Source organism: Streptomyces chiangmaiensis (genome assembly GCF_036281785.1).
GTDB classification, from domain to species: Bacteria; Actinomycetota; Actinomycetes; order Streptomycetales; family Streptomycetaceae; genus Streptomyces; species Streptomyces chiangmaiensis.
The window spans coordinates 1-2,085 of sequence record NZ_JAYWVC010000494.1 but is presented as its reverse complement, the minus strand read 5'-3'; the positions used below and the strand labels follow the sequence as shown (position 1 = coordinate 2,085).

At 68.2% G+C, this 2,085-nt stretch carries 1 protein-coding gene; it reads right to left on the bottom strand.

All coding sequences use genetic code 11. The features are described 5' to 3' along the window. Positions 1-142: 142 nt before the first annotated feature. Positions 143-1,831 carry a SpoIIE family protein phosphatase gene (locus VXC91_RS44855; protein WP_329513090.1) on the bottom strand — a complete coding sequence of 563 codons (1,689 nt, stop codon included), beginning with the start codon at positions 1,829-1,831 and terminating at the stop codon, positions 143-145. Between the last annotated feature and the right edge of the window lie 254 nt (positions 1,832-2,085).

Here is a 2,085-nt window from a genome sequence, read left to right as displayed (position 1 = left end):
CTACCGCCATGCCGCCGAGTCCCGCTGAGCTTCACCGAGACCTGCCGGCCCTTGCGGACCAGTAGTCTGAAGATTCCTGTGCATTGGACCGGCCTCCGGTGCTCGCCGCACCAGGCGCTTTCGTGGACGGCGCAGGAGTGCATCATGGCTCAGTGTCCGCGATGGGCACCTCCACCGAGACTGTCTTGCCCCGGCCGTTCGGGGAGCTGTGCCACGAGCCGGACAGAGCCTCCACGATGAGCAGACCGCGGCCGTGCTCGGCCTCTGCGTTCTCCTCCTCCACGAGCGCCAGGGGCGAAGGAACCGGCGGGTTGCTGTCGGAGTCCCGTACCTCGAGCCTGACATGATCCGCGAACGCCCGCAGCCGGACGTCGACATTGCTGCCGGCGTGGACGAGTGCGTTGGTCACGATTTCGGAGGCGATGAGTTGAAGGGTGTCCGACATCTCCGCCAGCTCCCAGGCGCTCAGCCGGTCGTCCACGAAGCTGCGTGCTGCCTTGACCCCGTGCAGGTCGCGTTGCTGGATCTGCAGGTTCCCCGTCCGCGGCGCGCCCTCGCCGATGGCACCTTCATAGCGGGCCAGGAGCAGGACGGCGTCGTCGCGGCGTTGCTGGGGGCCGGAGACGTGGGCGATGAGGTGGTCGGCCAACTGCTCGAGGTCGGCCCCGGCCTCGCGGCTGCAGGAGCTGAGGAGCACCTGCGCGCCGTCTCCGGGGTCGGCCGTGTGCCGGTCGACCAGTCCGTTCGAGTACAGCATCAGGAGGGATCCGGGCTCGAGGGTGTGCTCACGCCCCTGGTAGGCGTACGGCATTGCGACGCCCAGAGGCAGGTTGGCGGGGGCCTCCAGGTGGCAGATGCTCCCGTCGAGCCGTTGCACCAGCGGTTCGGGGTGGCCGGCCAAGGCCACCTCGATCGTGCCGTCGGCCGTGTCCAGGGCGACGACGCAGCAGGTGACGAGCAGGTCGGTGCCCAGTTCGGCGAGCAGTCTGCCGGTGCGGTCGATCACCGTGGCGGGGCGGTGGCCTTCGGTTGCATAGGCGGCCACCGCGGTGCGTACCTGGCCCATGACGGCGGTGCTCTCGATGGCGTGGCCTTCCACGTCGCCGACGACCAGCACCATCCGTTCGCCGGGCAGTTTGATCACGTCGTACCAGTCACCGCCCACTTTGGAGGTGACCGTGGCGGGCTGATACCGCGCTGTGGCGGTCAGCCGGGGCAGCTCGGAGAGGGTGGGGGGCAAAAGCCGCTGTTGGAGGTGTTCGGCAACCGCGCGCTGCTTCGCGCTCAGCTGGACGCGCTCGACGGCCGCGCCCAGCAATCCCGCCATCATGCTCAGTACGGCCCTCTCCTCCGGCGGGAAGCCGCGGGATCTTGGGAACGACAGGCAGCAGACGCCGACGATCTTTCCGCGCCCGGCGAACGGAAGATCGGTGATGTGCCTGCCTGCCATGAGCGGAAGGTATGCCTCGGCCTGCGACTCTTCATCGGGCCAGTGGGAGCCGGCAGCCGTCGATCGGCTGTCGGAGATGAACAGCGGGCGCCCAAGGAGTGCCTCCGTCGCCGGTGTCCGGGCGTGCAGCCCGGCTCCATGAAGGTTGCGGACGATGCTGGGGGAGGCTCCGCTGTGTCCCCCCGGCTGTGATTGCAGCGCCAGTCTTGGCGAGCTCGGCGAGGGCCATGGCCAGTTCCTGTCCGATCTCCTGCAAGTCTGCGCATTCCGTCGCCCGGTAGTTGCCGTAGGTTTCCAGCCGGAGGACGGTGAGGGCGCCGAAGCGCTGGCCCGCGAGGGTGACAGGGACCGAAAGGGCGACGTACGGGTAGGGCGGTACATGCCGCTGATCCGGTCGGGTGGGTCGGGATCGACCAGGACAGCTGGTTTCCCCGAGGTCAGTGCACGTGCGGAGGCGTAGGGCGCGTCCAGGGCCATTCGCCCGGGAAGAGTGAAGAAGGAAGGGGGACTGCCACCGATCATCGCGATATGGAGTTCGGTGTGATCTTTGTCCAGTGAGGTCTTCTCGGCAACGTAATGGTTGCGGTGCGTGATGATGCGCCGGGCGGCGGGATGGTGACCTGGCGTCAGACAGA

Bases quoted from the DNA above. Each gene is read 5' to 3' on its own strand.
- VXC91_RS44855 (WP_329513090.1), bottom strand. From the start codon at position 1,831: ATGTACCGCCCTACCCGTACGTCGCCCTTTCGGTCCCTGTCACCCTCG.